This window comes from Clostridioides sp. ES-S-0001-03 (assembly GCF_020676075.1).
Lineage (GTDB): Bacteria > Bacillota > Clostridia > Peptostreptococcales > Peptostreptococcaceae > Clostridioides.
The window spans coordinates 267398-293118 of record NZ_JACVWJ010000006.1 but is presented as its reverse complement, the minus strand read 5'-3'; the positions used below and the strand labels follow the sequence as shown (position 1 = coordinate 293118).

The following is a 25721-nucleotide window of genomic DNA, read 5'->3' as shown; positions in this document are numbered from 1 at the left end:
TTTCTTTGACTAATTGTTTTCTTAAAGTATTCATAAAAAATCTCCTTTACGACATTTGATTATATTTAAATCATTGCCATAAAGAAGATTTTTATTAACCTTGAAGCACAAATTATTTTACATTACCCTTATAAACTATTTAGTTTTAATGTTACCAGCCTTATTATTTGGTATTTTACTTTCAGCAGGATTTTATTCTATAACAAGACGTATTGATTTAAGTATGATTATACTCCTTGTTCTAGTATTTTTATCTATAAATATAAAAGATAGTTATCTTATTGATTGGGTACAGACAAAAGTTACTATTTATTCTGATAGCTTTGGGAATACTTTGCAATTAAAAGCTTTATGTTGGAATAGACTACTTTGGAGTTTTATATCAATATCAACGTATTTATTAGGTGTGATATGCACAAGAAAATATGAAAAAAATGTTTTTTCATCTATACTAATTAATATGAAAAAGGTATTACTATCAATTTTAACTATAGTATTAATTGCAGGTTCTTATAGTGTATATGCATTTGAACCATATTATGATGATACTCCTCCACCTAAAATGGAAAAGGTATCAGATAAGAAGTCTGGCTCAGGTGCTGTTATGTCTACTGGTGCTGATGAAAAGCTAAATAAGAATATAAAATTACTTGATTCAGATCTTGATATAAAAATAAATCCTAAAAAGGCAAGATTAGATGGCAAAATACAATACACTATGGAAAATACTAGTGGAGAAAATCAAAACTTGGAATTTGATTTAAATCCTGGATACGATATTAAAGATATTAAGATAAATGGTAAGAAAGCTAAATATGATATTTCTAAGAAGAAACAAGCAGAAGGAAGACTTAGTTTGAATATACCTAAAGAAAAAAATCTTAAAATTGAAATTGAGTATGGAGGGAAATTAATAAACAATCAACTATTTGAAACTATTCTTGCAGGAGATACAATAAGTAAAGATAAGGTTGAGTTACGTAGTAAAGGTTCAATATTTCCAAAACCTAAAGTTGATGCTATGAATACAATGGAATCGATGATTAATGGTAATATAACTCTACCTACTGGAATAACACCTGTAGTAAGTGGAATCAGTACAGAAAAGGTAAAAGGTGATAAAAAGGATAATGAATGTACATGGAAATTTAGCACAAGAGGAATAATGTTGACTATAATAGCTGCAGACTATGTAAAAAAAGATATAAAAGCAGGTGGGATTGATGTGCAATTTTACTATAATAGAAAGCATGGAGATAAAATAAATAAAATGAATGCAGAGAAAATTATAAAAGATTCTATCAATTTCTATACAAAACAATATGGAGAACTAGAACGTTATAAAGTTATTCCGCTTAAGCTAGTAGAAGGAGGAGCCTCATCAGGACAGGTAACTGGAGGAAAAGCACATGAGAATATAAGTTATATGGATGAAAGTATTTTCAACCCAGATGTATTTGATACTCACATAGGAGAGGGAGAAAATGGATCTGAAGTTTTGGCTCATGAAATATGCCACCAGTGGTGGGGGATTATAGTACAAGTTGACCAAATGACACCTCCTTGGTCACCAGAAGGAATAACAAATTATGCAACTAATAAGTTCATGGAATACGAGTATGGAAAAGAGTATAGTAAAAAAACTATAGATAATTGGAAAGAAGAAAATGATAAGCTTAAGAGAAATTTCTATATGAAGAATCCGCAGTATTTGCAAAAATTGCCTGAAAATTATGTATTCAATATTTTATCACCTAATTCTATGAGACTTCTATATAACAAAATGCCATTACAAATTTTGAAGGCAGAAGAGATTTTAGGACAAGATAAGTTTGAAGCTATTCTTAAAGACTTATATAACAAATATAAGTACAATATATTAAAATATGATGATTTCTTAAAGGCTTGTAATCTTACAGGGGAGGAATTGAATTTTGAATAATTTAAAAATAATAAAATATGAAATGAAGAGATTGTTATTCTCTAAGGTATATTTGGTTTTAATATTAATAACAGGATGGTTCTCCTACCATGTCCTTAAGACAAAGACAATCTATGGTTTAAACGACACAGCACCATTTTCAGAGTGGAGTTATTCTGGTTTTTTACTTGATGTAAATCCATTTTTACTAGTTATAGTTCTTGTGTTTTGCACGTACATCTTTTCAAAGAGAGAAGAAGCTGTAAGGATAATTACTATGAGCACTAAGATAAAACCTACAACATATTTTTGCTTAAAAAGTGTTACAATAGCAGTTGTGTATCTTCTAACAGTTGCAGTTGTAATTGCAATAAGTTTTATTTTTTACAATAGATTATTTCAATTTAATGATTTTAGTCAATTTATAAAACCTATAATTCTAATTTTAATACCATCTGTGTTATTTATATCAGGTATGGGCATGTTTATTGGTAATATAAATGGAAACTTTCTATATATTTTTATTCCAATAATATTTCTTATAACAAATTCTGGTACACTATCTATTATATCTGGTAAAAATCTAGTGAACTCTATACTAGAGAGTAAAGTTGCAGACACGATGGGTAATCTTGCATTTGATATTCCACAGAGATTTGTAATAAGTAGAATAGCTTTGGTGATTATAGGTATAGGCTTAATAGTTATTGTATGCAAAGCATACAATAAAACTAAAATTAAAGCTTAGAAGGGTATTACAAAGAGTAATTTAGTTAAACTTCATAAAAATTGTAGCATTCTTATTTAAGGACTAAGAGTAATGTGTACAAATTAAAGTTTAGAAAGAAAACTGACTATGAAAAAACACAATATAATTATTAAAATTAAATACAACTAGAAATAAATCAAAGATAATCTAAAAGAGTATGTTTTAATCTATGATTTCATGGATTTTAGTACATACTCTTTTTATTGAGTATATGAATATTGAGTATATGAATTAAGTAAGGTATGTACAATAAAATTTTTTATTATAATTCTACAGAAGGTTCCTCAATTAATTTTCCACATACATATCTATGAATAATATTTCTGTCATCACCAACATAGATAAATCTTTCAAGTCTTTCAAGTATAGAGTAACTGTCATGATTTAAATCTGAATCATCAATAATTAATGCATCAAAATCATAATTTTCTTCAAAGCTACCAACTTTTCCAAAAAAACTTCCTCCACTTTTAGTTGCAATATAAAAAGCCTCAGATAACGATAGGAAATTACATTTCTTATTAGAATTTACCCAGTATAATTTAGATAGCTGGATTGCAGATACTATTGCTTTAAATATTGACAATGTATGACCACCACTTATATCTGAACCAAGAGCTAGTTTAATATTATTATCAAGTAATTTTCTAATAGGCATGGCTCCACTACCAACATTAAAATTAGAAGCAGGACAATGAACAGCCATAACCTCATTTTCTTTCATTAAATCTATTTCTTCTTGAGAGCAGTGAATACAATGAGCCATTAATGTAGGTGTTTGACCAAATAAATTGTATCTATTGTAGGCATCTCCGTAAAATTTAGATTCAGGTTCTAAACTTTTAACCCATTCAATTTCATCATGGTTTTCAGATAAATGTGATTGTATAGGAACATTATACTTTAAACATAAATCTCCTAATTCCCTTAAGAGATTACTTGTACAACTAGGTATAAATCTAGGAGTTATAATTGGTTTTACAATAGAATTTATGTCACTGTATTTGTTTATTATTTCTTCTGTATCGTTGATAGAATCCTCAGTATTTTCTAGTAGAGTGTCAGGACAATTCATGTTCATATTTACTTTACCAACATATGCTCCAAGACCAGCTTCTTTAAAAATATCCATAAGTTTCATAGATGCTTCTTTATGTACTGTTGCAAATACAGCTATTCTAGTAGTACCCGATTTCCATACTTCTTTTACAAATTTTTTATACATCTTTGTAGCATATTCTATATCTATATACTTTGATTCTTCTGGGAATGTATAAGTTTCAAGCCATGGTATAAGTTCCTTGTCCATAGCCATGCCTAAATTTCTAAACTGAGGTGCATGGCAATGAAGGTCGTTCATACCAGGTATTATAAGTTTATCAGTATAGTCTATGATTTCTGAGTTTTTATATTCTTTAGGTATATCTTTAAAGACACCTTTTACTTTGCCTTTGTTTAGTATAATGTAGCTATTTTCAAATACTGTGAAAGTATCTGAAGTCTTTGTAAAAATTATATTTCCTTTTATTGCTTTTAACATATAGCTCTCCTTAGTTTTAAATTTGTTAACTTTAATATATAAGTAAATATATAGGGTTTATTAATTAAAATTTTACCCTATGTATTATATCAAATCTGAGTTATAAATACTATTAAATAATAATAAATATTATTGAATTTGAGAGGATGAAAATAATGAAACAATACGAATGTATTGGTAAAGGAAATACATCTAAAATTTATGATTATGGAGAGAATAAAATAATAAAATTATATAAAAGTGAAATTTCAAAGGATTCTTACATTAGGAAATTTTGTATTACAAAAAATATATTAGGAATTAATAAGATTATAATATATGACAAAATGAACAAGATTTATCATATATTATAATCATGTTAGAGACATCTATTGGTAGGAGTATTCTCTTTATAAGTGGATTAAAAAAATATTAGGTACATTACTTAACAGTTTTTAAAATCGATTTAAATGAATCTTTTTTATGACATAAATTGTACAATATACAATTTCCTTTTATTGTATTTCATTAATTTAATTTTAGTACTATATTTCACTATAAGCATTAAATTTTAAGGAATAAATTGGAATAATGCATTTAAAATATGATTAGTAAAATTAGTTTAAGACGATTATCTATCTTATGGGTTTATATTCCATTTTAGATTCTTCATCAGTTCTCTCAATTTTAAAAATGACAGGACGAATTCCATCATTACAGGAGCATATAGCCACTCCTTCTTTATCTATCCAATCTCCATAGTAAAATTTTTCACTACCATGAGATAAAGCAAATACATATTGATACATTGCTTTCCATGCTTCGTCACATAATTTTTCAGGTTTAGCAAAATCTCCAAAAAATACTTCTCCTACTTTATGCATAGGGCATTTTCCAATACCTTTACATCCATACTCATCTGCTAAATCTTTATGGAATGTTGTTTTTATTACTTCTATTTTACATTTTTTCATGAAAGTCATCTCCTCGTAATTTGTAACTTTTATTTATATAAGTATATGTGCTATCTTATATTTAAACAAGTATTTACTTTTAAGTAAGGTACTAACATTTAGGATAGTATCTTTATTATAGGATGGTGATTAAATGAGTATGAAAAACTATAATACATCTGATTTAACTAATATAACTTCTACACCATTTGGATATACTCTTTCAATTATTGGAGGAAAATGGAAGATGATTATAATGTTTTGGTTAGTCGAGTATGATGTATTACGTTATGGAGAACTTAAAAGATGTATTGGTTCAATAACTGATAAGATTCTCAATAATCAGTTAAAAGAATTGGAACGAGATGGTATTATCATACGCAAAGAATATCCTCAAATTCCTCCTAAAGTTGAATATTCACTTTCCAAAAGGGGATTGTCATTAATGCCTATTTTAGAAGAAATGTGTAAATGGGGTGAAAATAATAAACTCAATTTATAAAATAAAAGCCCAGTAAAGATTTTGCTGGGCTTTTATTTTATAAATTAGAAATGCTAAAGTTAATTTACAGGTATATAATTTTCTGTGATTAATACTTTGAAAATCACTAATTAAAATCTTTATTAGTGATATTTTTTAATATAAATTAAATAAAAAAATAAAAAATATATCTAAATAAAATGATTATTTTTCTTGAATTTTTTATATAAATATGGAAATTTGTCTAGTTATACATTTTTATTGACCAGTTACGCAATTGATATTGAATATTCTAAATATTGATGTTACTTTATATATGATTTAAGTACAATAGGGGGATATTTTATAAATATGATTTGCGTTATAGATAGATAAAATTTGGAGTAGTAAAAACTTAGATTCATATTTGATGAAATTGTAGAATATGTGTATAGAATGATTCTTGTGCTTCAAGAGAATATAAAGGATGTAATTTGTATAGTTGTTTTATTTTATAGTATATACTTTTAGATTATATAGTGAAAAAGTAAAGATGTACTCCCAATACATCTTTACTTTAAAATAAGTTATAGTTACTTGAAAAGTATAAAAAATTATATAGTTATTTAAGGTAGAAAATCTAAAAAGGTTTTTCTAGAAAATGAAACTTAATTTTAATTATATCTACTTACTAACAATAAAACTTGATATAAACAAGATTCAACTACAGTTTCTCCATATTCTGATATAAAATCATCTAATTGTGTATCTATAAAATTACAATAATCATATGAACTACTTATATAAGCAGTCAATATATGTGTACATCTGTCTATTTCTCCAATAAACATATTATCCATCCCCCTAAAAACTTTAGTAAAAATAAAAAAATTATATATGTGCTAATTTGCTAACATAACTTACAAAGAATTTTTTAGTACTTATCACTATAACTTTATTACTAAATTTTTCTAGTTTTACCAATTTAGCTTTTATTCTACAAGTTAATAATACTAGAATATGATTTATTATTCAACATGCTTGTTTTAGATTAAAAAATATTATAAAATTATATTTATTTTTTGAAGAATAAACTCTGACAATAAACTGATAAGGTTTACATGAATAGATTGAATTAAAGGTTTATATATTTGAATTAATTAGATTCAAAGTAGAGGATAAACTAAAAAAGTATTCAGGATATATTATTAAAATGAATGTAAGAATAAATAAAGTGAAATGCTAGAATATTAAAATTAACAATAATATAAAAAATAAAATTTATTGTTAGTAAGAACTTTAAGATAGATATTTTAAAACGGATATAAAAACTAATTGATTTACTTATAGATATTTAAAAGATATAAAGAGCTTGTAGATAACTCTTTATATCTTTTTTGTTATGATAAAAAATTTTAAGAGACAACAAAAAAGATAAGAGCATATCTATAACACATATATATGTTCTTTTATAAAAATAAATAAAACAATGCAATTAAATTTGGTTAAACTATATTATTTATATGTAATATCTTGATTATTAATAATAAAGTTTTTATATTAAAAAAATTCCTTTTAAATATAAAATGCAATTTAAGTCACTATTTGATAATTTTTCCGCAATATGGGCAATAAGTACTATTCTTTACAAGTTCCATTCTTGAATCTAAATAATGATTACAATTTGGGCAACGATAAAATTTCCAATCAATAAAAATACCAACAAGTACAAAAATAATTGATACTATATAATTTTCTATAAAAAAGATAAATGCTGCTCCAATAATAAACATAGCCATAGATGTTAAGAAGATTATTTTTAATTTTGTATAAATATCTATACTTTTCATACAATCACCAACTTATCTTAGATTTAATCCTATTAATAAAAGTATAGCAAGTTTATTATAAAAAATGTAAACTAAAAAATTACAATAAAAATAAGTAGCGAATAAAACTAAACACATAATTTAAGTTTTATTAAAGGTTAGAATTATATTGATATAAGATTTAAGTTTTATTATGTATATAAATAAAAAGCAATTAAAAAGACTTAGGAGGAAATGTATATTGATAAGTTGGGAAATAAAGAAATTAATTAAATCTAAGAGCATGTTGATATCTTTAGGGATATTAATATTCATATTATTAATCAGTATATTTGTTAAACCTGTTTTAGAAACAGAAGATTATTATATTGATGAGAAAAAAGGTCATATAGAATATACAAGTAATAGAACAGATATAGCTAATGATAAATTTCAAAAAAAACTTGATATTTTAAAACAACTTTCAAATCAAACATATAGTGATAAATTTTCTAAAAAGATTAAATCCATGTCAAAAGAAAAACTTGATAATCTAAATGTTGATGAATATAAAAATGTTGACTTTTGGAAGGTATTTAATTATAGAGCCACAAATTCACTTATAAATATAGGGATGTTGATTGTCATAATCATAACTGTATCAAATCTTTATACAGATGAAGTAATTTCTTCAGTAAAAGATATTATACTATCATCAAAAGAGAAGGAAAAGGCATTAAAATCTAAAATAGTTATTGCTATATTTATACCATTAGTAATTTATTTTGTTTATTTAATCTGGATATTTATTATGACCTGCATACAACAAGGATTACCAATTAATGGTGACTTAGAATCGTTTAGGATAGTAGACAATATAGCTACATTGAAAGCAAATTCAAATATAACCAATTATGTAATATCAAATATAGCTATAGATATTTTAATGTTTGAAGGATGGGCAATGATAGCTATGTTAGGTTCTTTTATTAGCAAATCTTCAATATCATCAGTAGGTTTTCTTATTTTAAGTATAGCTGTAGCTAAAGTGATGTCAGTAGTTCACATATTACCTAAAGGATTGCTTTCGATTATTTCAACGGTAAATTACTATGATTTAATATTTGGATTTAATAAAATAATAGGAAATTATTTAGGTGATATTAGAATATTTAAAATGAATATAGATATTGTCAATCTATCAATAGGACTTTTAGTAGTAATATTTTTAGGTATAATGACTTTGTGTTTCTCAGTAATAAAGTCAAAGTATATAAATAGATAAAAGGGGAATTAAAATGAATAAATTAGAAGTTAAAAATATTTCAAAGATATATGGAAAAAAAGTAGTAAATGATAAAATTACAGTTACATTAGAAAATGGAGTTTATGGTCTTTTAGGACCAAATGGAGCAGGAAAATCCACTCTAATGAAACAAATAACCACACTAATAAAACCTGAGAGTGGGCAAATACTTTACAATGGTAAGGATATATTTAATATGGATGATGATTATAGAAATATTTTAGGATATTTACCACAAGAATTTGGAGTATATAAAAACTTTACAGCTAGACAATTTTTACAATATATAGGAGCGTTGAAAGGTCTAAAAGGCAGAAATTTAAATTGTAGGATAGATGAATTGTTAGAGTTAGTAGGTCTTTATGATGTCAGAAATAAGGCTATAGGAAAATTCTCTGGAGGTATGAAAAGAAGAGTTGGCATAGCACAAGTTTTATTAAACAATCCTAAAATAATAGTACTTGATGAACCAACAGCAGGACTTGACCCACAAGAAAGAGCGAGGTTTAGAAATCTAATAGCAAAAATATCAAGGGATAAGATAATAATTCTTTCTACTCACATAATTTCAGATATAGAATCAGTTGCAAAAGAAACAATAATGATTAAAAATGGTAAACTTCTTATGAAAGGAACATATAAAGAAATATTAAATCATATGCAAGATAAAGTTTATAATATTCAAGTTGAAGATGAGTGTGATATTGATGAGATTCAATCTAAATATAAAGTTATAAGTATTCAAAGTGATGTTAATTCAATAGTAATTAGAGTTGTGTCAGAAAATACTCCAACTGAAGCTAATGTACAACTAGTTCAAGCAAAATTTGAGGATGTATATATGCTTTACTTTGATTTAGAAGATGCAAAGGAGATATAACAGATATGATAAATTTAGTTAAAGCAGAAATAATAAAAGCCTTAAAATTAAAAAGTGTTTGGATGCTTTGGATATTTTTACTATTATTTGGGTTTGTATTGATTAGAAAATTTAATGTTTTTGACACATATTCAGATATATTTTATAAAATAGAGGGTTCTATACCTTTAATAGGGTTGATAATGTTTATAATAACTTCTGGAAACTATACAAAAGAATATGATTCTAATATGACAAGTCTAATAAATACAACTAAAAATGGGAAAAAGTCAGTAGTAGTATCAAAAATAATAGCTAATGGATTGACTTTGTCCATGATTAACATTTCTTTTGTATTATTGGTTGGGATTAGAGGATTTAGTTTTTTTGAATTTAAAAATTTGAATGAACCAATTAAGAACTTATGGTATTTTAGTAATAGTAATTTAAATCTTACAGTAATACAAATGTACTTGATTGTTATAGTATCAGTCATTTTTGGTTCTTTCATATTTGCACAAATAGGACTAGCACTTTCTTCAATATTTAAATCAGCTGTAATGCCTTTCATATTAGGAGGCTTAATTATGGCTGTTCCATACTTTATTACAGGTTTTATACCAGATAATGCTATAAAATTTGTTTCTATTACTCCAAACTGGATTATGATGAGTCAACAAATTGTTAAGTATAATGTACCAAATACTTTAATAGGTTTATCTATATTAATCTCAATCATATTGATAATAATATTAACTAAAATAACATATAAAAATTTTACATCAAGTAAAAGGTTTTAATTAAGAATAAAAAAGAACAATGATTTTGTTTATATATTGACTTGATTTAAAATAATATAAATAAAGCTTAGAGAAGATATATGTTAATATATAGATAAATTATCATAGGAGGTTATTTATGGAAAATAGCATTTTAGTAATAGATGATGAGGTAGAAATTTTAAAACTCTTAGAAACTGTATTTAAGAAAGAAGGTCTTAACAATGTGTATACTGCAAAAACAAGAAAGGAAGGATTGGAAGTATTTAAAAAATATAATCCTAACTTAATCATTCTGGATATTATGTTGCCAGATGGTGAAGGGTACGATATTTGTAAAGAAATAAGAAAAAACTCTAATGTACCAATCATATTTTTATCAGCTAAGACGGAAGAGTTAGATAAATTACTTGGACTAGCAATTGGAGGCGATGACTATGTTACAAAGCCTTTTAGTCCTAAAGAGGTCGCTTTTAGGGCAAAAGCTCATCTAAGAAGACTAAATTATTTTAATGAAGAACAAAATGAAAGCATAAACTCAGATAATAAAGAAAAGATTATATCATTTGGTCCATATAAATTAAATGAAAGTAGAGCAGAACTCATAAAAGATGGTAAGTCTATTGCATTATCTGCAAAAGAATTAAAAATATTGTCTTTATTTGCACACAATCAAAATCAAATTATAAGTAAAGAAAAGTTATGGGATAAAGTATGGGGTGAAGATTATATTGGATTTGATAATACTATAATGGTTCATATTAGAAAGATTAGAGAAAAATTAGAAGATAATCCTTCAAAGCCAGAATATATCCTTACGATAAAAGGACTTGGATATAAATTAGCAGTAAAGGAAGATTAGAATATGAAGTGGAAGATTACTAGAAACTTTATGTTTACAATCGTATTTGTAGTTATATCAGTGGTTATTATAAATATTGCGTCTATTTTATATGTGATTTCGACTAATAATTTTTTTAATGTTGTAGGTTCTAAAAACAGTCCTGAAGAGTTTGCTCGTTCTTTTGAAAAAGAGCTATATGAAAAAAATGGAGAGTTCAAGTTATCAAAAGCTGGCATTGAAAAATTAAAAAAATCACATTCTTGGGTACAAGTTTTAAATGACTCAGGAGAAGAATTGTATGGAGTAAATGTGCCAACGAATACTCCAAAAAAATATACTCCTTTTCAAATGGTTAATAACTACAAATATATAGAAACAGAGTATACTAATTTTGTTTTAGAAAAATATTTAGGCAACAAACATCTAAATATAATAATAGGTATGCCTAGTAGAGATGTATCGAGAATAATTTTAACTTATTCTCAAGATAATGCTAAAGCAATTTTAAATAAAATTATCACTTTGACATTGGTAATTGATGGGATGGTAGCTTTAAGCATAGGATACTTATTTAGTAGAAAACTTACAAAGCCAATATCCAATGTAATATGGAGTATTGAAACTATGGCTAACGGAAATTATAGTTTATATCTTAAAAACAGGGGAATATATGAAGAAGTTTTTGAAAATATCAATATGTTGGCTGATACATTGAGGGTAAACGAAGCAGAGAGAAAAGAAAATGAAGAGATGCGAGAGGAATGGTTAGCTAATATAACACATGATATAAATACACCACTGGCTTCTATACAAGGATATGCAGAGATAATCAATGATAAAGATTATGAATTTGTGGAAGAGGAATTACGAGAATATACAGAGATTATATACAATAAGTCCAAGTATATAAAAAATTTGGTTGATGATTTAAATTTATCAACTCGATTAAAAAATAATAGCTTAGTTTTGAACAAGAAGAAAATAAATTTAGTTAGTTTGGTTAGAAATATAATAATAGATATTCTAAATGACAATAGATATAAAAATAGAAATATTGAGTTTGTAAGTTATGAAGATTTAATTGAAGTATATGTAGATTCAATTTTATTTAGAAGAGCTATAACAAATCTCATATTTAATTCAATAGTGCATAATAAAGAAGAAACTCTGATAAAAATAGAAATAGTAAAAAAAGATACTATAGAAATTATAATAAAAGATAGTGGAGTAGGAATAAGTAAAAATGATTTAAAGCATATTTTTGAAAAATATTATAGAGGTACTAATACAGGTGAATTACATAAAGGCTCTGGTCTTGGAATGGCTATTTCTAAAGAGATAATAGAGATTCATAAAGGTAGTATTTATGTGAATAGTGAAATAGGAATAGGAACAGAAGTCGTCATAAAAATAAATCAGAAGTAGGAGATATGATATGGATTTTCTTAAAAAAGGTTTCAATGGATTTACTATTAAAATATTAGCACTGGTATTTATGACATTTGACCATATAGCAGCTTTTATGCCACAAACAATGCATATACCAGTTTGGTTTCATTGGTTAGGTAGAATATCAGCACCATTGTTTACGTTTATGGTAGTAGAAGGGTTTTGTCATACAAGCAACAAAAAAAAGTATATTGCTAGATTATATGTAGGGGCTATCATTATGGCAATAGGGAATCAAATAATTAATACTGCTTTCCAAAATCCAGAAGGTTCAATAATTATGAATAATATTTTTGCAACATTATTTTTGGTAGTAATTTATTTACAGGCTATAGAATTTATAAAGAAATTTAGAGCAGAAAAAGAAAAAAAGTATCTTGTGAGAGGGCTTTTGATGATAAGTGTTCCTATAATTTTAGGAATCGTTATATTAACTTTACTTTTTAGCTCAGTGGATAAAGTACTTATGTTTATTATGATTTTTGTACCAGTACCATTTTTGGTAGAAGGGGGACCAATTTTGATTGCACTGGGGATTATTTTTTATTTATGTAGAGGAAAGAAGTTTAGTTTAAGTATTTGTTATTTTTTGATGTGTATATTTATATTTGTAGCCATAGCAGGAGGAGATTATAGCTTGAAAAAATCTCTTCTAGAAAATTACCAATGGATGATGATTGCGTCACTTCCTTTTATGTTGCTTTATAATGGAGAAAAAGGTAAGAGTATGAAATATTTGTTTTATTTATACTATCCAATACATATATATATATTGTATATTTTAGGAGTGTATTTGATAAAAATCTAAGAATATAGAAGACATTGATAAGTATGGTTATTAATAACTTTCTATATTTCATACAAATGTCTATGGTCAATATATCCTACTTATTAATGACTGGCATGTTAAATAATTATGGAGTTGCTGTCTCAGCAGTATCTGGAATTGGATTGAAGATAAATACTTTTGCCGGGATGCTATGTTGGGCAGTTGGTCAAGCTGTCATTATTAAGCTTGGTTGTAACATTTATTTCCATTGTTTTTGTACAAATATTTGCAGAACCAATAGTTGTATTTTGTGGGTCTAAAAATCAAGCAGTTATTAGAGAGGGAATTGTGTATCTTAGAATTTATTGTTTAATTAACAGTTTGATTTATGCAGTAATGTATATTTATGATTCATTTGTAACTGGTATAGGTTTTACTAGTCTAGCTATGTTTAATGCATTGTTAGATTCTGTAGTTATTAGACTATCCCTTAGTTATACACTAGGAACTATTTTAGAATATGGATTTATAGGCGTTTATTTTGCTCAATCTTTATCACCAATACTCCCAGCTATTATTGGGTTAATCTATTTTTATAAAAGAAAATGGAAGGGTATAACTGAGCATGTCAGAAATTAATCGTTTTAAACAGATTAAATAATAAAATAGTGGTTTTGATATAAATAGAATCAAAACCACTATTTAGGTATTATACTGCTTTCTATGCGCTATTCCATTTATTAAGTATCACTTTAATTTTAAATTAACAATTAATAAAACCAAATTATTTATTGTATAAAATTAGTCATAATTTTTTCTTCATATTGAGGGTCTTTGACTCCTGTTTTTTGCCCAGCTGAAATACACTTAAGAAGCCATGCCATGTTTTCACCTAAAGTTCTCATAGTTTGTAATCCCTCTTTATCTTTCATAACATCCTCTGGTGTAAAACCATGAACCTGATTCCAGTACTGTGATGATACAATAGGCATATTACTGATTGAGAAATATTTATTTAGTTGGTCAAATGTTGCAGTTGCTCCACCACGTCGACATGATACAACTGATGCACCAAGTTTCTTTGCCATTTTACTTCCAGCTGAAAAAAATAAGCGGTCAAGAAATGAAGTTAGTTGTCCACTTGCACCAGAATAATATACAGGTGAACCAACAATAATACCATCAATATTATCTAGTTCTTTCGCTAACTCATTGACCTTATCATTCCAAGTACATTTGCCGGTTTGAAAGCATGATGAGCAAGCAATACAACCTGGTATTGGTTTTTTACCTAAATATAATATTTCGGTTTCAATGTCGTGCTTATTTAATGTTTTAGCAACTTCATTTAATGCTGTATAAGTACACCCGTATTGGTTTGGGCTACCATTTATTAATAAAACTTTCATTAGAAATTCCTCCAGTAAAATTTATTTAATAGATATTCAAGGGTCTTTGCTTTTTCTAAAATAGGTTTTCTATGAATCTATAAGTACAGGTATATTCCATTTGTTCTTAGATTTACATTTAAAACACCTCCTATTACTAAATTTATCAGTGATATGAAACTACATTTGTTAGAAGTTTTTTATAACTTGAATTAAAGAGTAAATAAATTAAAATTTGACAATATGCTAAAGTACTAGTATTAAGTAGAATTTATATGTATTATAGCAAATTGACTTTTAATTGTTCTTACACTATAATTTTATTATAAATTAGCTAAAAGACAAGTACGCACATTTTTGTTCAATACTAACCTAAAGGAGAGTGTAGCACATGGATATGGATTGTATCTCACAAGCAGATTTAAGTGAAACAGGGTTTAGTTATATACTTTCACTGATTAATGGAAAATACAAGATGGTAATTCTCTATTGCCTTGCTGAATTTAAAGTTGTTAGATATAATGAACTAAAACGTTATATAAAGACTATTTCTTATAAGACTCTGAGTTTATCTTTAAAGGAATTAGAAGCAGATGATTTGATTATTCGTACTGAATATCCTCAAATACCACCTAAAGTAGAATACAGTTTATCAAAGAGAGGGAAGTCTTTGATTAAGATTTTAGATGCAATGTGTGAGTGGGGAGAACAGAATAGAATTTAATTTTACATTTGAAGATTGTACATATTGTAAAAGACTGTAGGTAAATTTGAATTTAAACAAATATACTTACAGTCTATATTTAAAAAAATGTCTATTTTCATTTATAATTTAAAAAATTTATTTTAGATATTTTTTATGAAATTTCACCACCAATTTCTTTTATATCATCTTTGTAGATTACACAAGCTTCTATGGCTAATTCCAAACCTTTAACTATTTCTTCTAAAGACATAAATGGTGTATTCTTTTTATCTATTATTTGAGAAGTCATGTATGGTATGTGTATGAAGCCTCCTTTTATATTAGGATATTTTTTATCTATCATGTAAAGAATTCCATACATTACATGATTGCAAACAAATGTACCTGCAGTATTTGAAACACTAGCTGGAATTTTATTTTCATTCATATGTTTTACCATAGCTTTTACAGGTAATTTTGAAAAATATGCAGGTTGACCATCTTCTTTTATAACCGTGTCTATAACCTGATTTCCTTCATTATCTTTTATTCTAAAATCATCTACATTTATAGCAACTCTCTCAGGTGTAATATCAAATCTACCTCCTGCTTGTCCGACTGATATTACTATATCAGGGTTGTGTTTTTGGATAGCTTTATCTATTGCTTCAACAGATTTTGTCATAACTGTTGGTATAGTTATTTTTATAATTTCTGAGCCATTTATATTATCTTTGACCCTTTCGACAGCTTCTTGAGCGGGATTAATTGGTTCTCCACCAAATGGGTCAAACCCTGTTAATAAAACTTTCATTATTTTACCTCCTATTTATATCAAAATCCTAAAAAATACATTACTAATATGTGTGCTACAATTAATATTAAAGCAACTGGTGCTTGATACTTTATAACAACATAATCATTTTTACATTCAAGTAAAGCGGCTGGAACTATATTAAAATTAGCTGCCATTGGAGTAAGTAGAGTTCCACAATATCCTGCTGTTAATGCTAATGCTCCAATTATAGCAGGATTTCCACCTTGAGACAATACAAAAGGAATTCCAATTCCTGCCGTTATGACTGAAAATGCAGCAAATGCATTTCCCATTATCATAGTAAATATAACCATACCCAATACATAAGCTATAACGCCAAATAATCTATTGTCAGTAGGAACTACTCCTGATATCATACCTGAGATAACTTCGCCAACTCCAGCTTGAGTAAACAAAGCACCTAATGCAACCAAAAGTTGTGGTAGCATGCTAGCTGGTCCCATTTGTTGCAATAATCTTGAACCATCATGAACTGAGGTAGATGATTTTGATTTGGTTATTATAAGAGCAGATATTAGTGCAATTATTGAACCTACACCTATTGCAAACTGTGAAGAATTATCGAAATTAGAAAGACTCATAGCTACAATTACTGCTGCAAAAGCTAATATTAATGATGGTATGAATATTTTATTTTTAAGTTTGTCTGCCTGTTCTTTCCCAAAATTTTCATTTGGCTCTTCGTATTTTGCAAATATGACTTGTTTAGTAAGTGTTAATAAACTAGATAATATTAGTATGATTCCTATTATATTAGCTGGAATTAATCTTCCAAATATAAATGGTAGTGATATTAGTATCCAAAATAATGATGTACCGTATTTTTTATTATTGTCTATTGTAGTAAAAGACCTGTATGCTATGACAATCATTAAAAGCCCCATTAATGCATAAAAAATTTCTAATGATATGTTTATAAAATTTTGCACTTTTATACCTCCTAAATAAATCTATCTCTTATGACTTTTATTTAATTTTTTATCATATAGAGTAAATTGGATTGTGGCAGCTATAAATGCTATTACGGCCATAATGATATTAGCTTTTACAATCTCAATTCCAGTTACATTATATCCAAATTGAGTAAGAGTAGATGCTATAAGTAAAACTCCACTGCTACCTGCAAATAAGTTTTGACCATAGAAGTTACCATAGTTTTCTGATGCAGCAGATAATGCTTTTATAGCTTCTTCGTCTGATTCTTTTAATTCATCACTATTGCTTAATCCAGCAGCTTGTGCCATGGGGTTAACAAGTGGTCTTACAAATTGAGGCTGTCCACTCATTCTTATTGATAAGGCTCCAGCTATTTGTCTAGCAAACATATATATACTCAGTACTTTTCCTGTTGTGAGTCTTTGTAATTTTTCTATTAGAGAAACTGCTCTTTGTTTTAATCCATATCTTTCTAAAACACCAATTACAGGTAATGTTAGTATAAACAATGACACACCTCTATTTGAGACAAAAGAATCTCCTAGAGTTGTAAAGATTTGGTTAAAATCTAATCCTGCTACAAGTCCTGTTGCTATTCCTGCTAATAATACAGTAAATAATGTATCAATTTTAAGTATAAATCCAATCACAACTATTAATATACCAATCAGTTTTATCATCAATTATTCTCCTTCCATTTTTTCTATTTTGATTTAATTTTACTAAATAAATTTAAACTCTTTTTATAGTATTTACGTTAATATGACTATTATTATAAAATTTAATAAAAAATAAGAAAGTAACTTTAAAATACTTATTTTAAAGTCACTTTCTTATTTTTATTTTGGTTTATTTAAAGTTTTTATTTTAAAGTAATTTGACAAGAAGACTGCTTTTTTTTAAAATAGTGTCGATTTCTTTCGTATCAATTTGTTTGATTGTTTTTATGTAGTCTGGTTTTATAGGATGAGTACCTATGTATTTTTCAAATAACATAACATCATGCCAACTACCAAACTTATATCCTGTATTATGATAAATTCCACATGGTTTGAAACCAAAGTGTTGGTGAAGTCTTTCGCTTTTAATATTAGGCGATGCAATGCTAACATATAAGTTTTGAATATTTTGTAATTTTAATATATCTATTATTGAATTATAAAGAGCTATGCCTATTTTACAACTTACAAACCTTTCATCAATATAAATTGATAATCCAGCATTCCATTGATAAGCAGTTCTTTCATTATGTTCATGAGCATAAGTATATCCAACAATTTTTTCATCAATTAAACATACTAGATATGGATATTTTGAACAAATTGTTTTTATTCTATTTTTAAAATCACTAATATTTGGTATATCATATTCAAAAGTAATTGCTGTATTAGTGATATATGGTGTATATATTTCTAATATTTCTTCAGCATCTGTTTCCTTTGCTAGTCTGATTTTAACTTTTCCCATAAGTATCATCTCCAATGTAGTAAATATAATAGTTTTTGTTTTATAATGTTCAAGTTTAAATGTGAAAACATATTGTATACTTTATTATATTTTATATCAAAAGTTATATAAGGGAAAGTTATGTAACTTTTGATATAAAAATATATGGTAAAACATTCCATGACTTTTGAGCTCTTTGCCATAAAGTAGGGGTAGATGGGGTTGTTAACGAAGAGTATAGCTTATTTTAGTCATTAAAATTTCTTAAAAAATTATCTATATTATCCTGTGATATTTTCAAACCATTGTAATCATTTTTTGTAACTGACTTCATAATCAATTTATCAAAAAATTTCATTTTCTCTAATCTAGCTTCACCACCAAATACACTTATTGATTTTGCACTCTTTAATAATGATGATGGGAAATTACTTGATAGATATTTATCCGTCTGTTCAGAGAATGCGCAACAAAGAAAAATTCCAACTTTCTTTTGGTTTAATGACTCTATATTATCATTACAGAATGTACGAATTTCTTTTGAAACTGAACCCACATATATTGAACTTCCAATAATAACTGTATCAAATTTTGATAATTCAATTTTACTGTTTTTATCCTTAATATCAACAATAGTCACATTATTTGATAGTTTACTTTTTAATATATTTGCACAGTCTGTTGTACAACCATATTTACTTGAATATACAATAATAGTATCCATATTTTACTCTCCTTTTTGTAAAGCATTTTCTATAGCTTTTCGTATAGTATCACTGCTGTAAGTTGCAGAAGTTATAGCATCCACTTCTAAAGATTGTTGCTTAATAATATTATTTACAATCTTTTCAGCTGGTTTACCTAAAAGAGTGTCATGTTTCAATATATGAATATCTTTTATTACTCCATTGTTAACTTTGACAGATACAGTAGCTTTTACTAGACCATTATCAGCATTTCCAAGATAAGTACCATTTTTTATTTTAGTAGGATTTATATTTTGTACTACTAATTTTTCTGGTTTCAAATTAACTACAGCTACAATAATAATACATATAAATATAAAAAATAAAACTATTAATACTTTTAGAATTCTTAAAAATTTATTTTTCTTATTAAGATTTTTGATGTGAATGCTCATTGTAAATTCCTCCAAGTAAAATATCCACGAAATTGTCTATAAATTGTGGGAAGTTATGTAAAGAATACAAGTGATTTTCAACAGCACATAAAACAAAACCTAATAATGCACTTATAAGCATCCAAGAAGCATTATCTATGTTTGGTTTAAATATTTTTTGCTTAATTCCAATAGCAAGAAGTTTATCAAACATCTCTATACCATTATTAGCAGGAGTACTAGCAGTATTTTGAGATGCAAATATAATATTCATTCCACTATACATTATGGCTTTTGTCATTTCTGGATTGCTAGAAAGAATTTTGATAAAAGTAAGCATAATTTCTCTGATTTGTTTATCTACTGAAAATGAGGAGTACTTATCCATAACAGTAATAGAATCATTTTCTATTTTATTATAAAGTTCATTAGCCATATCATTAATAATCTGTGCCTTATCTTTGTAGTAAAGATAAATAGTAGTTGGAGAATATTCTATTTTTGTAGCAATTTTTCTAATTGATAAATTTTCATATCCTTCTTGATTGATAATTTCAATGGCAGCATCCATAATTTTTTTCTTCATTTCTATTTTTTCCTTTTTACGTCTTTCTTTGACACTCATATAATCACCTCTTTAACTTAACAGTGTTAATTTAATTTACAATGTTATTGTATGTTTTATTTTTAAGTTTGTCAACAATCTAGATTTCTATACTTTCTATATTGGTACAGTACTTACACATTTTAATTGAATTACTATTAAATCAAATTAATTTGGTTTTGCAAAATAATTTAGGATACTAAAATTGATTAGAATCTTCTTATGTGATATTAAGAAGATACATTGGATTTATTATGTGCTGATTTGGATAATATTAAGATAAAAAAGATAGTATTTATCTAATGATTGATTCTTATATAAAATTGAAAAATGAAGGTTTATTACATGGTATCTGAATATTTCACATAATTATAAAAAACAAAAAAGAGTGCCATAGCACTCCTATTGTGAGAAATATATATGAAATTCATTTTTGCATTAATGCAAAATGTACATATAACAAAGTTTATTTTTTATATTTACTTTATATAATAGCATATTAGTATTAACTAAATATTTATCATAATTAGTAAAAAGAAAAGGGAGTGATTTTACACTCCAGTTGTCAAAAATCTAAAACTGTCATCGCAATATTCTCATTATAACATAATTTATGAGAATGTGTGAATATATTTAAGATTTTTAAAATATTTTTGATATAACTAAAGTTATACTAAAAAATGTAATCATTAGATATTAACATAAAAAAATTAAAACAGAGTATTTATAAAATATATAAATGATAAAAAAGTGTTATAGTTAAAAAAAGTATTATCAATTAATAATTTTACGAATTTTTAAATAAAAATAGACAATAGAGATTATATAGTAGAATCACATAAAAGTTTATCAAATCAGATGAAAATAAATGAAAATAAAAATGTTTTTGTCTAGTTATGCGTTTTAGATTACCACTTATGTATTATATATTGAATATTAAGAATATTTGTGATATTTTTATAAAAAATAAAATGATAATTATTTTTTTTATGAAGATGAATGATTTATATAAATTTAGATTTTCATTATTATGGGACATATACATGGATAAAATTTAATTAAAGGAGTAAAATGTTATGAAAATATGTATTACAGTAGGACACAGTATTCTAAAAAATGGTGCATGTACTTCTGCTGATGGATTAGTTAATGAATATCAGTATAACAAATTATTGGCACCAATATTAGCAGATATATTTAGGAAAAAAGGGCATACAGTAAGCGTAATAATATGCCCTGAAAAACAGTTTAGTTCTAAAAATGAGGAAAAGTCTTATAAAATACCTAAAGTTAATAATGGAGAATATGATTTACTTATAGAGTTACATTTAAATGCAAGTGATGGTCAAGGAAAAGGCTCAGAAGTGTTATATTATAGTAATAAAGGTTTAGAATATGCAACTAGAATATGTAATAAATTAGGTATGGTATTTAAAAATAGAGGAGCCAAATTAGATAAAGGATTGTATATTCTAAATAGTTCAAAACCTACTGCTATATTAATAGAAAGTTTTTTTTGTGACAATAAAGAGGATTATGAGAAAGCAGAAAAACTTGGATATGAGGGTGTGGCTAAGTTAATCGTAGAAGGCGTATTAAATAATAATATAAATGGTGGAGATATCAAGCAGATTAAACATACAATAGTTTATAGTGGAGATGATAGAGTTTCAGCAGAAATAATAGGGTTATATTATAAAAGAAAAGATGAAAGCTGTTTAGTAACAGATATAAAAGATTATAAGCCATATAAAACAGAAAATTTGTATGTTATTGGCGGAGGTGCTTGTAGCAAGATGGAAGAAATGAGTAAGAGCACAGGAGAAAAATTTACACAAATATATGATAGTGATGTGTGGTCAACAATGGATAAAGTAAGAGCATTTATAAAAGAAAAAGCGTAATTTAAAATCTTTATTAAATTAAATATTTAGATAAGAAGAATTTATATAAAATTCTTCTTATTCTTTTTGATGAATTAAATTTTATGCCAAACCACATTCACATAATAAAATCATAATTCTATGAAGACAAGACTCTACAATATCTTCTCCATATCTTTTAATAAAATCATCAATCTGAGTTTCTATAAATGAATAGTATTCTTTTAAACTAACAATGTATGCAGTCATTATATGAACACATTCATCAATTTTGTCTTTAAACACAATACATCCCCCTAAAAAATAAAAATATTCAGTAAATAAAATAAATTATTTTATTTGAAAATATATATGTATAATACTTCGCTTTAATATATTTTACAAGTGTATATGCAAAACTGGATATTACAACTGTAAAACTGGTTGAATTATTATTCCTATCATAGTATCTAGTACTAATTTTTTAATATAAAAGCCACTAAAAAGAATATGAACAAACCAAATATATCCAAAAAAGCGTGTTGAAAGTTTTCTTTTCATATAATCACCAAATTGTATTAGTTTTAATCTATTTAAGAAAAGTAGAGCAAAAATTTTAAGAAGAGAATAGTTACTAATCCTTTATATATTCAAAAACTTCTTCTATACTTACATTGAATACGTTAGCAATGTCAAATGCATAAATTTTATATGTAAATTTAATTAAAGGTATTAATTGTAATATTTATAATATTGTTGTATAATAATAATCGGTTTAAACGTGCCACATTTTATTAAAGTTTGTTTATTATTTAAGCATGCTTTAATGAGACACATAAAAATATAATAAATTCTTTTAAACTACAAACAGTGTTTTTGTAGTTAGTAAATCAGGTGTTTGAAAGGTTTTAGTTGATTGACAGGTTATAATAAATGACTTAAAATCATAACTAAACTTAACATCTGTACTTGTTCGAGAACTCCAAGTATAAAAAACTAAGGAATTATATAGTGGCAGTATATAATTAATACCCTTAGACACACCTTTTTGAAAGTGGAAAAAAGATGTGTAGTTCTCCTCGACCACAAATCAAGGAGGATAGTAATATGGAAAAAAGAAAAGTAATAATTGATTGTGACCCAGGAATTGATGATTCTTTGGCAATCCTTTTGGCTTTAAACTCACCAGAGCTAGAAGTAATTGGAATTACCACATGTTGTGGTAACGTACCAGCAAATGTAGGTGCAGAAAATGCACTAAAAACACTTCAAATGTGTTCTTCACTAAATATTCCAGTATATATAGGAGAAGAAGCACCACTAAAAAGAACACTTGTAACAGCTCAAGATACACATGGAGAAGATGGTATAGGAGAAAATTTTTATCAAAAAGTGACAGAAGTTAAAGCAAAAAATGGAGCAGTAGATTTTATAATAAATACTTTACATAATCGTGAAAAAGTATCTATAATAGCACTTGCACCACTTACAAACATAGCTAAAGCACTTATGAAAGATAAAAAAGCCTTTGAAAATCTTGATGAATTTGTATCTATGGGAGGAGCTTTTAAAATTCATGGAAATTGTTCTCCAGTAGCAGAATTTAACTATTGGGTAGACCCACATGGAGCAGATTATGTTTACAAGAATTTATCTAAAAAAATTCACATGGTAGGTTTAGATGTAACTAGAAAAATTGTACTTACTCCTAATATTATTGAGTTTATAAATAGACTTGATGAAAAAATGGCAAAATATATAACTGAAATCACTAGATTTTATATTGATTTTCATTGGGAGCAAGAAGGAATAATAGGTTGTGTAATAAATGACCCTCTAGCAGTGGCATATTTTATAGACAGAAGTATATGTAAAGGATTTGAATCATATGTAGAAATTGTGGAAGATGGAATAGCTATGGGGCAATCCATAGTAGACTCATTTAATTTCTACAAAAAACATGCTAATGCGATTATTTTAAATGAGGTTGATGAAAAGAAATTTATGTATATGTTTTTAAAAAGACTTTTTAAAGGATATGAAAACATTATAGACTCTGTGGAAGGAGTGATATAGTGTGAAAAGAAAAATATGTGTCAAAACTATTACACTTATAGCTTTTGGGATTTCTATAAATATAGTAGGTGCGTTTATAGCTATGGGGCTGAGGCTACCTATATATTTAGATTCAATAGGAACTATAATGATAGCTTCACTTTTGGGGCCTAAATATGCTGTTATTACAGGTGTGTTTGGAAGTTTAATAAGTGGAGTTACATTTGATGTATATTCTCTTTATTTTGCACCAGTTCAGATATCAACAGGATTACTTGCTGGTATTGCTTTTAAAAAGAAATTCTTAACTGGTTTAAAAACTCCATTAGGAGTATTGTTGTTTGCCATACCAACATCTATAGTAAGCTCAGTAATTTCAGCTTTTTTGTTTGGCGGGGTGACATCATCGGGTTCTTCTTATATAGTTCAAATTTTAAAAGTACTAGGGCTTGGAGATGTATTTAGTGTGTTTATAACTCAAGTGTTCACAGATTATACAGATAAATTAATTGCTGTTGTTTTGGTAAATTTGGGATTAAATGCAGTTCCAAAGACTTTAAAAGTATCATTAACTGGAGAAAGATAGGAGAGAATATGGATAGATATAGTGAGATAATAAATAAAAATCAAAGAGAAATAGTTTTACTTAAAAGCTTTCCATGTATATGGGGAAGATGTTCTTTTTGTGATTATATAGATGATAATTCTAATTTGGAAGAAGAAATGAACAAAGTAAACTTTGAAGTTTTAAAAAATATAACTGGAAAATATGGAGTTCTTGAAGTCATAAATTCTGGTAGCTGTTTTGAAATACCTAAAGATACTTTAGAGAGAATAAAGAAGATTATAAAAGAAAAAAATATAAAAAAACTATTCTTAGAAAGTCATTGGTCCTACAAAAATAGACTAAAGGAAATGAGAGATTATTTTGAAATCCCTATAATATTTAAAATTGGGGTTGAAACATTTGATTATGATTTTAGAAATAATTTTTTAAATAAGAATGCAAGATTTAAAACTCCAGAAGATGTAAAAGAATATTTTGATTCGCCTTGTATTATGGTTGGAATCAAAGGACAGACTAAAGAAATGATAGATAATGACATGGATATTATTCTAAATACTTTTGAAAAAGCAACTGTGAATGTTTTTATAAACAATTCTTCTAAAATAAAAAGAGATGAAGAGTTGGTTAAATGGTTTATTAATAAGTATGAATTTTTAAATGAAAATCCAAATATAGAAGTTTTATACAATAATACAGACTTCGGTGTGGGAGATTAGTAAGATTTTCTAAAGAGATATTATGCTGTAGTAAAGCTTAATTTAATTTAAATTTTAAATTGAAAAA

29 protein-coding genes and 1 riboswitch are annotated in these 25721 nt (G+C 26.3%); of the genes, 16 read left to right on the top strand and 13 right to left on the bottom strand.

Going from position 1 to position 25721, the window contains the following annotated elements; all coding sequences use genetic code 11:
* The first annotated feature begins 100 nt into the window (after positions 1-100).
* Both IC174_RS14645 and IC174_RS14640 read left to right on the top strand, forming a co-directional pair.
* Entirely contained in the window at positions 101-1942 is a 1842-nt protein-coding gene (locus IC174_RS14645; protein WP_227483260.1) for a M1 family aminopeptidase, read from the top strand.
* Positions 1935-2669, top strand: coding sequence for a hypothetical protein (locus IC174_RS14640; protein ID WP_227483259.1), 735 nt, complete (start codon positions 1935-1937; stop codon positions 2667-2669). Before IC174_RS14645 ends, IC174_RS14640 begins: the two co-directional genes overlap by 8 nt.
* A 283-nt stretch (positions 2670-2952) precedes the next feature.
* On the opposite strand, the gene IC174_RS14635 is transcribed toward IC174_RS14640, so the two are convergent.
* Positions 2953-4230, bottom strand: coding sequence for an amidohydrolase family protein (locus IC174_RS14635; RefSeq protein ID WP_227433141.1), 1278 nt, complete (start codon positions 4228-4230; stop codon positions 2953-2955).
* A 155-nt stretch (positions 4231-4385) separates the two neighbouring features.
* On the opposite strand from IC174_RS14635, the gene IC174_RS14630 reads away from it, so the two are divergent.
* Complete coding sequence (locus IC174_RS14630; protein WP_227483258.1) at positions 4386-4583, top strand: hypothetical protein; 198 nt, start codon at positions 4386-4388, stop codon at positions 4581-4583.
* Between the two features lie 261 nt (positions 4584-4844).
* On the opposite strand, the gene IC174_RS14625 is transcribed toward IC174_RS14630, so the two are convergent.
* Positions 4845-5183 (bottom strand): TIGR04076 family protein, encoded by a 339-nt coding sequence (locus IC174_RS14625; RefSeq protein WP_227433146.1) that lies wholly within the window; start codon positions 5181-5183, stop codon positions 4845-4847.
* Positions 5184-5322: 139 nt separating this feature from the next.
* On the opposite strand from IC174_RS14625, the gene IC174_RS14620 reads away from it, so the two are divergent.
* Complete coding sequence (locus IC174_RS14620; protein WP_227433313.1) at positions 5323-5664, top strand: winged helix-turn-helix transcriptional regulator; 342 nt, start codon at positions 5323-5325, stop codon at positions 5662-5664.
* Positions 5665-6296: 632 nt separating this feature from the next.
* On the opposite strand, the gene IC174_RS14615 is transcribed toward IC174_RS14620, so the two are convergent.
* Together IC174_RS14615 and IC174_RS14610 are read right to left on the bottom strand one after the other, a co-directional pair.
* Positions 6297-6473: a hypothetical protein gene (locus IC174_RS14615; RefSeq protein WP_227433148.1), complete on the bottom strand. Its 177-nt coding sequence runs from the start codon at positions 6471-6473 to the stop codon at positions 6297-6299.
* 750 nt (positions 6474-7223) lie between these two features.
* Positions 7224-7472: a hypothetical protein gene (locus tag IC174_RS14610; protein ID WP_227433149.1), complete on the bottom strand. Its 249-nt coding sequence runs from the start codon at positions 7470-7472 to the stop codon at positions 7224-7226.
* Positions 7473-7692: 220 nt separating this feature from the next.
* Here IC174_RS14610 and IC174_RS14605 point away from each other — a divergent pair, with 220 nt between their 5' ends.
* From IC174_RS14605 to IC174_RS14575, 7 genes are all read left to right on the top strand, one after another.
* The gene (locus IC174_RS14605; protein ID WP_227483257.1) at positions 7693-8715 is read left to right on the top strand and encodes a hypothetical protein; all 1023 of its coding nucleotides are present in this window, start codon (positions 7693-7695) and stop codon (positions 8713-8715) included.
* 13 nt (positions 8716-8728) lie between these two features.
* Positions 8729-9616: an ABC transporter ATP-binding protein gene (locus IC174_RS14600; protein ID WP_227483256.1), complete on the top strand. Its 888-nt coding sequence runs from the start codon at positions 8729-8731 to the stop codon at positions 9614-9616.
* Between the two features lie 5 nt (positions 9617-9621).
* The gene (locus IC174_RS14595) at positions 9622-10395 is read left to right on the top strand and encodes an ABC transporter permease (RefSeq protein WP_227483255.1); all 774 of its coding nucleotides are present in this window, start codon (positions 9622-9624) and stop codon (positions 10393-10395) included.
* A 118-nt stretch (positions 10396-10513) separates the two neighbouring features.
* Positions 10514-11236 (top strand): response regulator transcription factor, encoded by a 723-nt coding sequence (locus IC174_RS14590; protein ID WP_227433156.1) that lies wholly within the window; start codon positions 10514-10516, stop codon positions 11234-11236.
* A gap of 3 nt (positions 11237-11239) precedes the next feature.
* Positions 11240-12643 (top strand): sensor histidine kinase, encoded by a 1404-nt coding sequence (locus IC174_RS14585; RefSeq protein WP_227483254.1) that lies wholly within the window; start codon positions 11240-11242, stop codon positions 12641-12643.
* A gap of 10 nt (positions 12644-12653) precedes the next feature.
* Complete coding sequence (locus IC174_RS14580) at positions 12654-13475, top strand: TraX family protein (RefSeq protein ID WP_227483253.1); 822 nt, start codon at positions 12654-12656, stop codon at positions 13473-13475.
* A 159-nt stretch (positions 13476-13634) separates the two neighbouring features.
* Positions 13635-14075 carry a hypothetical protein gene (locus tag IC174_RS14575; protein WP_227483252.1) on the top strand — a complete coding sequence of 147 codons (441 nt, stop codon included), beginning with the start codon at positions 13635-13637 and terminating at the stop codon, positions 14073-14075.
* Between the two features lie 149 nt (positions 14076-14224).
* Here IC174_RS14575 and IC174_RS14570 read toward each other — a convergent pair whose 3' ends face one another.
* Positions 14225-14845, bottom strand: coding sequence for a flavodoxin family protein (locus IC174_RS14570; RefSeq protein ID WP_227483251.1), 621 nt, complete (start codon positions 14843-14845; stop codon positions 14225-14227).
* A gap of 370 nt (positions 14846-15215) precedes the next feature.
* Between IC174_RS14570 and IC174_RS14565 the strand changes: the two genes are divergently transcribed.
* A complete protein-coding gene (locus IC174_RS14565) occupies positions 15216-15548 on the top strand; it encodes a winged helix-turn-helix transcriptional regulator (RefSeq protein ID WP_227483250.1) in 333 nt (110 codons plus the stop codon).
* A 133-nt stretch (positions 15549-15681) separates the two neighbouring features.
* On the opposite strand, the gene pcp is transcribed toward IC174_RS14565, so the two are convergent.
* From pcp to IC174_RS14530, 7 genes are all read right to left on the bottom strand, one after another.
* Positions 15682-16323, bottom strand: a complete 642-nt coding sequence (pcp, locus tag IC174_RS14560; protein ID WP_227433163.1) for a pyroglutamyl-peptidase I — start codon at positions 16321-16323, stop codon at positions 15682-15684.
* A gap of 20 nt (positions 16324-16343) precedes the next feature.
* The gene (locus tag IC174_RS14555; RefSeq protein WP_227433164.1) at positions 16344-17276 is read right to left on the bottom strand and encodes a DUF979 domain-containing protein; all 933 of its coding nucleotides are present in this window, start codon (positions 17274-17276) and stop codon (positions 16344-16346) included.
* A 21-nt stretch (positions 17277-17297) separates the two neighbouring features.
* Positions 17298-17963 (bottom strand): DUF969 domain-containing protein, encoded by a 666-nt coding sequence (locus IC174_RS14550; RefSeq protein WP_227483249.1) that lies wholly within the window; start codon positions 17961-17963, stop codon positions 17298-17300.
* Between the two features lie 187 nt (positions 17964-18150).
* Complete coding sequence (locus IC174_RS14545; protein ID WP_227433166.1) at positions 18151-18750, bottom strand: GNAT family N-acetyltransferase; 600 nt, start codon at positions 18748-18750, stop codon at positions 18151-18153.
* Positions 18751-18976: 226 nt separating this feature from the next.
* Complete coding sequence (locus IC174_RS14540; protein ID WP_227433167.1) at positions 18977-19453, bottom strand: flavodoxin domain-containing protein; 477 nt, start codon at positions 19451-19453, stop codon at positions 18977-18979.
* Between the two features lie 3 nt (positions 19454-19456).
* Positions 19457-19870, bottom strand: a complete 414-nt coding sequence (locus IC174_RS14535; RefSeq protein WP_227433168.1) for an FMN-binding protein — start codon at positions 19868-19870, stop codon at positions 19457-19459.
* Positions 19845-20474: a TetR/AcrR family transcriptional regulator gene (locus tag IC174_RS14530; RefSeq protein ID WP_227483248.1), complete on the bottom strand. Its 630-nt coding sequence runs from the start codon at positions 20472-20474 to the stop codon at positions 19845-19847. The genes IC174_RS14535 and IC174_RS14530 overlap by 26 nt, the downstream gene beginning before the upstream one ends.
* A 1055-nt stretch (positions 20475-21529) precedes the next feature.
* On the opposite strand from IC174_RS14530, the gene IC174_RS14525 reads away from it, so the two are divergent.
* Positions 21530-22357 (top strand): N-acetylmuramoyl-L-alanine amidase, encoded by an 828-nt coding sequence (locus IC174_RS14525; protein ID WP_227433170.1) that lies wholly within the window; start codon positions 21530-21532, stop codon positions 22355-22357.
* An 81-nt stretch (positions 22358-22438) separates the two neighbouring features.
* Here the strand turns inward: IC174_RS14525 and IC174_RS14520 are convergent, their stop codons facing one another.
* Positions 22439-22621 carry a hypothetical protein gene (locus IC174_RS14520; RefSeq protein WP_227433171.1) on the bottom strand — a complete coding sequence of 61 codons (183 nt, stop codon included), beginning with the start codon at positions 22619-22621 and terminating at the stop codon, positions 22439-22441.
* A 656-nt stretch (positions 22622-23277) separates the two neighbouring features.
* Positions 23278-23321, top strand: a riboswitch (PreQ1 riboswitch).
* 101 nt (positions 23322-23422) lie between these two features.
* Between IC174_RS14520 and IC174_RS14515 the strand changes: the two genes are divergently transcribed.
* The 3 genes from IC174_RS14515 to IC174_RS14505 are packed head-to-tail and all read left to right on the top strand — an operon-like array spanning position 23423 to position 25654.
* Positions 23423-24391 (top strand): nucleoside hydrolase, encoded by a 969-nt coding sequence (locus IC174_RS14515; RefSeq protein ID WP_227433174.1) that lies wholly within the window; start codon positions 23423-23425, stop codon positions 24389-24391.
* Between the two features lies 1 nt (position 24392).
* Positions 24393-24956 (top strand): ECF transporter S component, encoded by a 564-nt coding sequence (locus tag IC174_RS14510; protein WP_227433175.1) that lies wholly within the window; start codon positions 24393-24395, stop codon positions 24954-24956.
* Positions 24957-24964: 8 nt separating this feature from the next.
* Positions 24965-25654 carry a radical SAM protein gene (locus IC174_RS14505; RefSeq protein ID WP_227433176.1) on the top strand — a complete coding sequence of 230 codons (690 nt, stop codon included), beginning with the start codon at positions 24965-24967 and terminating at the stop codon, positions 25652-25654.
* Positions 25655-25721 lie beyond the last annotated feature (67 nt).